This is a genomic window from Pseudomonas agronomica, from assembly GCF_025917275.1.
In the GTDB taxonomy this organism is placed as follows: domain Bacteria; phylum Pseudomonadota; class Gammaproteobacteria; order Pseudomonadales; family Pseudomonadaceae; genus Aquipseudomonas; species Aquipseudomonas agronomica.
This window is the reverse complement of the sequence record NZ_JAOSHO010000251.1, coordinates 1-7,425: the sequence shown is the minus strand read 5'-3', so window position 1 is coordinate 7,425 and position 7,425 is coordinate 1. Positions and strand designations below refer to the sequence as shown.

Below are 7,425 nucleotides of genomic sequence, written 5' to 3'. Positions count from 1 at the left end.
CCCTCGCCACAGAAGGCCCTACCAGCAATGTCACGCCACGGATTCGACCGTCCCGATAAAATTCGCCAGTTCCGCGGTCTGCGGGGTGGCGAACAACACCTTGGGATCGCCCACCTCGTGCACCTTGCCCTGGTGCATGAACACCAGCTTGTCGCCCACTTCACGGGCAAAGCGCATTTCATGGGTGACCATGATCAGCGTCATGCCTTCCTTGGCCAGTTGCCGCACGACGCTGAGCACTTCATTGACCAGCTCCGGGTCCAGCGCCGAGGTGATTTCATCGCACAGAAGCACTTTCGGCGACATCGCCAAGGCGCGGGCAATCGCCACCCGTTGCTGTTGGCCGCCGGACAAACGGTCGGGGAAGGCATCGAATTTCTCGCCGAGCCCGACCCGTTCGAGCATCTGCCGCGCCAGCTCGGCCGCCTTGGCCTTGGGCACTTTTTGCACCACTTGCGGCGCGAGCATGACGTTCTCGCCGACGGTCAGGTGCGGGAACAGGTTGAACTGCTGGAACACCATTCCGACTTTCTGGCGCAGGCTGCGCAGGTCGGCGCGGGCGGCATCGAGGTATTCGCCGTCGACTTCGATCACGCCGTCGTTGATCGATTCCAGGCCGTTGAGGGTGCGCAGCAAAGTGGATTTGCCCGAGCCACTGCGGCCGATGATCGCCACCACCTGGCCTTCCTCGACACTCAGGTCGATGCCTTTGAGCACATGGTGATCGCCGTAGTATTTATGCAGGGCGGTGATTCTAAGCAGAGGCATGCAGTCTCCTTTCCAGATAGCGCGCACTGAGGGACAAGGGGTAGCAAAGGAGGAAATAACCGAGGGCGACCAGGCCATACACCATGAACGGCTCGAAGGTGGCATTGGCGAGCATGCCGCCGGTCTTGGTCAGTTCGGTAAAGCCGATGATCGAGGTCACGGCCGTGCCCTTGACCACTTGCACGGAAAAGCCCACCGTCGGCGCCACGGCAATGCGCAAGGCCTGGGGCAGGATCACGTAGCGCAATTGCTCCAGCGGGTTGAGGGCCAGGCTCGCGGAAGCCTCCCACTGGCCGTGGGCAATCGAATCGACGCAACCGCGCCAGATCTCCGCCAGGTAGGCGCTGGTAAACAGCGTCAGGGCAATCGCCGCGGCCATCCAGGGAGAAATCTCCACCCCGGCCAGCGCCACGCCGAAGAACACCAGGAACAGTTGCATCAACAGCGGCGTGCCTTGGAACAGCTCGATATAGGTGCGGGCGATGTTGCGGGGCAGGGCGCTCTTGGAGATGCGCAGCACCATCACCAGCAGGCCGATCACGCCGCCACCGATAAACGCCACCAGCGACAGCGCCAGGGTCCATTGCAGGCCGGTGAGCAGATTGCGCACCACGTCCCAGAAGGTGAAATCGCTCATTGGCTGCTCCTGGCAATGTAGCGACGCCCGATCCAATTCAGGAACTGGCGGATCAACAGCGCCATGCACAGATAGATCAGCGTGGTCAGCGCATAGGTTTCGAAAGCACGGAAGTTGCGCGACTGGATGAAGTTGGCCGCAAAGCTCAGCTCTTCAGTGGCGATCTGCGAACAGACCGCCGAGCCGAGCATCACGATGATGATCTGGCTGCTCAGGGCCGGCCAGACCTTGCCCAGCGCTGGCAACAGCACCACGTGGCGGAACGCTTCGAAGCGGCTCATCGCCAACGCCGCTGCCGCTTCCAGTTGCCCTCGCGGGATCGCCTGGATGCCGGCGCGGATGATCTCGGTGGAATACGCCCCCAGGTTGATTACCATCGCCAGCACCGCCGCCTGCCATTCGGAAATCTGCAAGCCCAGGGACGGCAAGCCGAAGAAGATGAAAAACAATTGCACCAGGAATGGCGTGTTGCGGATCAACTCCACGTACACGCCAAAGATCGCCGCGAACGGACGGATGTTCCAGGCCCGCACCACCGCCCCGACGATGCCCAGGCCAACCCCGAGCAACGCGCCGATGGCCGTCAGCTCAAGGGTGAACAGCGCACCGCGCAACAGCAGCCCGGTGTTTTGCACCACCGGCAGGAAATCGAACTGATAAGCCATGCTCAGCCTCTCAAGCGACGGTCAGAGGTCGGCCGGCAGCGGCTGCTTGAGCCAGGTCTGCGAATTCTTTTCCAGGCTGCCGTCGGTCTTGGCGGTGGCGAGGATCTGGTTGACCTTGTCCAGCAACGCCGGCTCGTTCTTGTTCACGCCGACGTAGACCGGCGAGTCCTTGAGTTTCACTTTCAGTGCTGGGACGCGCTTGGGGTTGCGCTCGCTGATGGCGACCATCACCACGTTGCCGCTGGCGATCAGGTCCACCTGGCCGGCCAGGTAAGCGGCAATCGTCGAATTGTTGTCTTCGAAGCGCTTGATGGTGACGCCTTCGGGGGCGACCTTGGTCAGCTCGATGTCTTCGATGGCGCCACGGGTGACGCTGATGGTCTTGCCCTTGAGGTCGTCCAGGGTGTTGATGGCGGCATCAGGCGGACCGAACACCGCCAGGTAGAACGGCGCGTAGGCGCTGGAGAAATCGATGACTTTCTCACGCTCGGGGTTCTTGCCCAGGCTGGAAATCACCAGGTCGACCTTGCCGGTGGTGAGGAAGGGGATGCGGTTGGTGCTGTTGACCGGTGTCAGTTCAAGCTTGACCTTGAGCTGGTCGGCCAGCAGTTTCGCCGTGTCGATGTCCAGGCCGCGCGGCTTCATGTCCGGCCCTACGGAACCGAACGGCGGGAAATCCTGGGGTACCGCCACCTTGAGCGTGCCGCGCTCGACCACATCCTCCAGGCCATCGGCGTGGGCGGGCACCTGGCAAAGCATCAGGCTGGCAAACAGGGCAGTGAGCAGGACGCTGCAACGCTGGATCATGGTGAATCTCCGCGGTCGAGGGTGTGATTTCTGCGATCGGACAGAGCACAGGCCATGCCAAGGCGGGTTTTACCGGGTGAAAGCCACGGTTTTGCTGGAGGGATGCGGTCTTACTGGTCTGAACAGTTGGCCCGCGTTTCGCACCTTTATCGGGCGTCGGCATTTACCGCCGAACCCTGCTGGGGCACGACTTGCCGGGCACGGCGAATAGCTTTACAACTAGCCGCTCACTGGTCCGGTTTGTCTGAAAAATCATGAATTCCATCGCTCGTGCCGTTCCTGAAGTGGCAGTGCAAGCCATCCGCAAACTCATCGCCGACGAGGGCTTCGGTCCGGGTGATGCGTTGCCCTCGCAGCGCGATCTGGCGGTGCAACTGGGCGTAAGCCGGGCGTCCCTGCGTGAGGCGCTGTCATCGCTGAGTGCCCTGGGGATGATCAGTGTGCAGCCGGGCCGGGGCGTATTCGTGCAATCGATCGCGCAAGATCCACGTAGCGAATCGACGCCAGGGTGGCCCTTCGCGGCCCAGGCCTCGCCTGTGGATATCTTTCAACTGCGCTATGCCCTCGAAGGTTTTGCGGCCGGGCTGGCAGCCGTGACGTTGAGCGCTGATGAACTCGATGCGTTGGACGACAACGTCGAGGCAATGCGCCGGCAACTGAAGGCGGGGGACTTCGACGCGGCGGCCCAGCTGGATTTCGAATTTCACCGGCGCATCCTGCTGGCCAGCGGCAACCAGGCCATGTTGAGCATCCTCACCGCCAGCGCCGAGATCTTCCTGGAGAGCCAGAAACTACCGTTCATCAGGGCGGAGCGGGCGATGGAAACGTGGCAGGAACACCGCAAGATCCTTCGCGCGTTGGCCCGCCGAGCCTCGGGCTCTGCGCAAAAAGCCATGCAGGAACATGTACGTAACGCTGCGCTGCGTACCGGTATTTCCTTCGTCGCGCCTGCTGGCCCATGACATCGGCGATATCCAAAGCCATCGATCGTCATAGCGAGACTCAATCAACTGCGGCTTCCTGAACCTGGGAAGGGCAGCTATGATGGGCCACGTTTTTTTGCTGATTACCCCGGAGATTTCCATGAGCAGCGATCTGATCAAACACGTTAGTGACGCTAGCTTCGAAGCTGACGTACTCAAGGCCGAAGGCGCAGTGCTGGTCGACTATTGGGCTGAGTGGTGCGGTCCTTGCAAAATGATCGCTCCGGTCCTGGACGAAATTGCCGAGACTTACAAGGGCAAGCTGACCGTCGCCAAGCTGAACATCGACGAAAACCAGGAGACTCCGGCCAAGCACGGCGTGCGCGGTATCCCGACGCTGATGCTGTTCAAGAACGGCAACGTCGAGGCCACCAAGGTCGGCGCGCTGTCGAAGTCGCAACTGGCGGCATTCCTCGACGCCAACATCTAAGCGTCGAATGTCCTGCCAAAAGCCCCGCAAATCGCGGGGCTTTTTCGTTATTCGGGGCTAGACGCTCGCAAATCGAGGTGTTACATTCGGCCCCGCACTGGTTTCTCCAGCGCCCCCTGCAAGCCGTCGCCGACGCTCTCCTTTCGAACAAGTACGCGATCCTGTCGCCTTCTCCGCGGCGCGGCCTCATTAAGCCAAAAGCTTAATTTCCCCCCTCCATAAATGATTACGTCATTCCTATATGAATCTGACTGAACTCAAGCAAAAGCCGATTACCGAACTGCTCGAATTGGCCGAACAGATGGGCATAGAAAATATGGCCCGTTCGCGCAAGCAGGACGTGATTTTCTCCCTGCTCAAGAAGCACGCGAAAAGCGGCGAGGAAATCTCCGGTGATGGCGTGCTGGAGATTCTCCAGGACGGCTTCGGCTTCCTTCGCTCCGCAGACGCTTCCTATCTCGCCGGCCCGGACGATATCTACGTCTCGCCGAGCCAGATCCGTCGTTTCAACTTGCGCACCGGTGACACCATCGTTGGCAAGATCCGCCCTCCGAAGGAAGGCGAGCGTTACTTCGCACTGCTCAAGGTCGACACGATCAACTTCGACCGTCCGGAAAACGCGAAGAACAAGATTCTCTTCGAGAACCTGACCCCGCTGTTCCCGACCGTGCGCATGAAGATGGAAGCCGGTAACGGTTCCACCGAAGACCTCACCGGTCGTGTCATCGACCTGTGCGCACCCATCGGCAAAGGCCAGCGTGGTTTGATCGTGGCGCCGCCGAAAGCGGGCAAGACGATCATGCTGCAGAACATCGCGGCCAACATCGCCCGTAACAACCCTGAAGTTCATCTGATCGTGCTGCTGATCGACGAGCGTCCGGAAGAAGTGACCGAGATGCAGCGCACCGTGCGCGGTGAAGTGGTCGCCTCGACGTTCGACGAGCCGCCGACCCGTCACGTGCAGGTTGCCGAAATGGTGATCGAGAAGGCCAAGCGCCTGGTCGAGCACAAGAAGGACGTGGTGATCCTGCTCGACTCCATCACCCGTCTGGCCCGTGCCTACAACACCGTGATCCCGAGCTCCGGCAAGGTGCTGACCGGTGGTGTCGATGCCCATGCCCTGGAGAAACCGAAGCGTTTCTTCGGCGCCGCACGGAACATCGAGGAGGGCGGTTCGCTGACTATCATCGCCACCGCGCTGGTCGAGACCGGTTCGAAGATGGACGAAGTGATCTACGAAGAGTTCAAGGGTACCGGCAACATGGAACTGCCCCTGGACCGTCGCATCGCCGAGAAGCGTGTATTCCCGGCCATCAACATCAACCGTTCCGGCACCCGTCGCGAAGAGCTGCTGACCGCCGACGACGAGTTGCAGCGCATGTGGATCCTGCGCAAGCTGCTGCATCCAATGGATGAAGTCGCTGCCATCGAGTTCCTGGTCGACAAGCTGAAAACGACCAAGACCAACGATGAGTTCTTCCTGTCGATGAAACGCAAGTAACACGAAGCTACGCATAAAAAGGGCGCCCCGCACAGGGCGCCTTTTTTTCGCCTGAATGTATCAAAATGGACAACTTTCCAAGACCAGCAGTGTCCTTGCTGTTGACGTCTGTATTTCAAACGACAAGGAGCGTTATGCACACGTTTGGCAATCGCCGTGACATCGATGGCTTGAGGGCCCTGGCCGTTATTCCGGTGGTACTGTTTCACTTCGGCTTCAGCACGTTCAGTGGTGGCTTTGTCGGGGTCGATGTCTTCTTCGTCATCTCCGGATTCTTGATAACCGGCATCCTGTTTCGCGAGATCAGTGCGCAGCGCTTCAGCTTCGTCGATTTCTGGGCTCGACGTGCGCGCCGCATCCTCCCAGCCTTGAGCCTGGTGCTGTTGGTGACGTTAGCCTTGGGCTGGTTGTTGCTGACAGCCAAGGATTTTTCGGAGCTTGGCCGAACGGTTCGTTACCAGTCGCTGTTCATTTCGAACATCTTGTTCATGCGTGAGGACGGTTACTTCGAGCCAGCGTCGGATCTGAAACCACTGCTTCATACCTGGTCCTTGGCCGTCGAAGAGCAGTACTACATTTTCTTTCCGTTGCTGATGGTGTTGTTGATGCGCCATGTTCGTCATTGGCGCTGGATGCTGTTTGCCGTATTGCTGATTTCCTTCGGGCTCAACATCGCTTATATCGACCGCAAACCTGATGTCGCTTTCTTCTCGTTGCCGACACGCGCTTGGGAGCTGTTGTGCGGTGCGATGCTTGCGGTATTGCCAAAGCCGAGGCACATCACGAAGCCGTGGGTCTATCACTTGGCGGGCGTGGCCGGGTTGGCAGCGGTGCTGGTGGCGGTATTCACTTTTGACAGGGCCACGACGTTTCCAGGTTGGGCTGCTTTACTGCCAGTCCTCGGCGCCACTGCGCTGATCTGGTCCGGGGGGCAGGGTTCGAGCTGGGTCGCCCGACTGCTCGGTGCCAGGGTGCTCGTCTGGATTGGTTTGATTTCCTATTCCCTTTACCTGTGGCATTGGCCGGTCTATGTCTTTGCCAATGCTGTTTCCATCGACGGTATCGCGCATTGGGAAGCATTGGGCTGGATACTGCTGGCGTTGGGTCTTGCCTGGTTGAGCTGGCGCTTCGTAGAGCTTCCGTTTCGTGAGAAGCGCGTGTTGCCCGGGCGCAAGCCTGTGTTGGTGGGAGGCTTGTTGGCCATGGTCGCCTTGGCAATGACGGGTTCGGTGGTGCGTTCGGCGGATGGTTTTCCCCAGCGCCTTACCGGCAAGGCGTTGGAATATGCGCAAGCGCGGGATTGGAAGGCTGGGCAGATGGAATGCATGCTCGTGACGTCTGACAAGAACCTGGACAAGGCCTGCCTGGTTGGCGAACACAAAGAGGCGCCGGCGACCCAACTGTTTTGGGGCGATAGCCACGCCGCTGCGTTGTTGCCGGCGATTGAAGACAATGCCACGCGTGAGGGGCGCCCGGTTTGGCTTTACAGCATGAGCGCCTGTCCGCCAATCGTCAGCGATGACCTGCGCCAGCGCTGCAGGGACTTCAACGAAAAGACCATGGAACGGGTTCGTCACCTGCAGATCAAGGATGTGGTGCTGGCTTCCAATTGGAGCCTGTACGTCTACGGCCGT

General features: G+C 59.9%; 8 protein-coding genes. 4 read left to right on the top strand and 4 right to left on the bottom strand.

The genetic code is table 11. The features are described 5' to 3' along the window. Positions 1 to 30 precede the first annotated feature (30 nt). The 4 genes from OC610_RS17285 to OC610_RS17270 are packed head-to-tail and all read right to left on the bottom strand — an operon-like array spanning position 31 to position 2,877. Positions 31 to 768: an amino acid ABC transporter ATP-binding protein gene (locus tag OC610_RS17285; RefSeq protein WP_264429316.1), complete on the bottom strand. Its 738-nt coding sequence runs from the start codon at positions 766 to 768 to the stop codon at positions 31 to 33. Beyond that, positions 755 to 1,405, bottom strand: coding sequence for an amino acid ABC transporter permease (locus tag OC610_RS17280; RefSeq protein WP_198797519.1), 651 nt, complete (start codon positions 1,403 to 1,405; stop codon positions 755 to 757). The genes OC610_RS17285 and OC610_RS17280 overlap by 14 nt, the downstream gene beginning before the upstream one ends. Continuing rightward, positions 1,402 to 2,070: an amino acid ABC transporter permease gene (locus OC610_RS17275; RefSeq protein WP_264429314.1), complete on the bottom strand. Its 669-nt coding sequence runs from the start codon at positions 2,068 to 2,070 to the stop codon at positions 1,402 to 1,404. Before OC610_RS17275 ends, OC610_RS17280 begins: the two co-directional genes overlap by 4 nt. A gap of 21 nt (positions 2,071 to 2,091) precedes the next feature. After that, positions 2,092 to 2,877, bottom strand: a complete 786-nt coding sequence (locus OC610_RS17270; RefSeq protein ID WP_264429313.1) for a transporter substrate-binding domain-containing protein — start codon at positions 2,875 to 2,877, stop codon at positions 2,092 to 2,094. A gap of 254 nt (positions 2,878 to 3,131) precedes the next feature. Between OC610_RS17270 and OC610_RS17265 the strand changes: the two genes are divergently transcribed. The 4 genes from OC610_RS17265 to OC610_RS17250 form a co-directional block, all read left to right on the top strand. Further along, a complete protein-coding gene (locus tag OC610_RS17265; RefSeq protein ID WP_264429312.1) occupies positions 3,132 to 3,839 on the top strand; it encodes a FadR/GntR family transcriptional regulator in 708 nt (235 codons plus the stop codon). 121 nt (positions 3,840 to 3,960) lie between these two features. Next, positions 3,961 to 4,290: a thioredoxin TrxA gene (gene trxA, locus OC610_RS17260; protein WP_003206727.1), complete on the top strand. Its 330-nt coding sequence runs from the start codon at positions 3,961 to 3,963 to the stop codon at positions 4,288 to 4,290. A gap of 241 nt (positions 4,291 to 4,531) precedes the next feature. Continuing rightward, a complete protein-coding gene (gene rho, locus OC610_RS17255) occupies positions 4,532 to 5,791 on the top strand; it encodes a transcription termination factor Rho (protein ID WP_003206716.1) in 1,260 nt (419 codons plus the stop codon). 134 nt (positions 5,792 to 5,925) lie between these two features. Continuing rightward, a partial coding sequence (locus tag OC610_RS17250; RefSeq protein ID WP_264429305.1) for an acyltransferase family protein occupies positions 5,926 to 7,425 on the top strand: 1,500 nt, incomplete at its 3' end.

What these genes read in the sequence shown, in the direction of transcription:
- OC610_RS17285 (WP_264429316.1), bottom strand. Translation starts at nt 768, where the DNA reads ATGCCTCTGCTTAGAATCACCGCCCTGCATAAATACTACGGCGATCAC.
- OC610_RS17280 (WP_198797519.1), bottom strand. Translation starts at nt 1,405, where the DNA reads ATGAGCGATTTCACCTTCTGGGACGTGGTGCGCAATCTGCTCACCGGC.
- OC610_RS17275 (WP_264429314.1), bottom strand. Translation starts at nt 2,070, where the DNA reads ATGGCTTATCAGTTCGATTTCCTGCCGGTGGTGCAAAACACCGGGCTG.
- OC610_RS17270 (WP_264429313.1), bottom strand. Translation starts at nt 2,877, where the DNA reads ATGATCCAGCGTTGCAGCGTCCTGCTCACTGCCCTGTTTGCCAGCCTG.
- OC610_RS17265 (WP_264429312.1), top strand. Translation starts at nt 3,132, where the DNA reads ATGAATTCCATCGCTCGTGCCGTTCCTGAAGTGGCAGTGCAAGCCATC.
- trxA (WP_003206727.1), top strand. Translation starts at nt 3,961, where the DNA reads ATGAGCAGCGATCTGATCAAACACGTTAGTGACGCTAGCTTCGAAGCT.
- rho (WP_003206716.1), top strand. Translation starts at nt 4,532, where the DNA reads ATGAATCTGACTGAACTCAAGCAAAAGCCGATTACCGAACTGCTCGAA.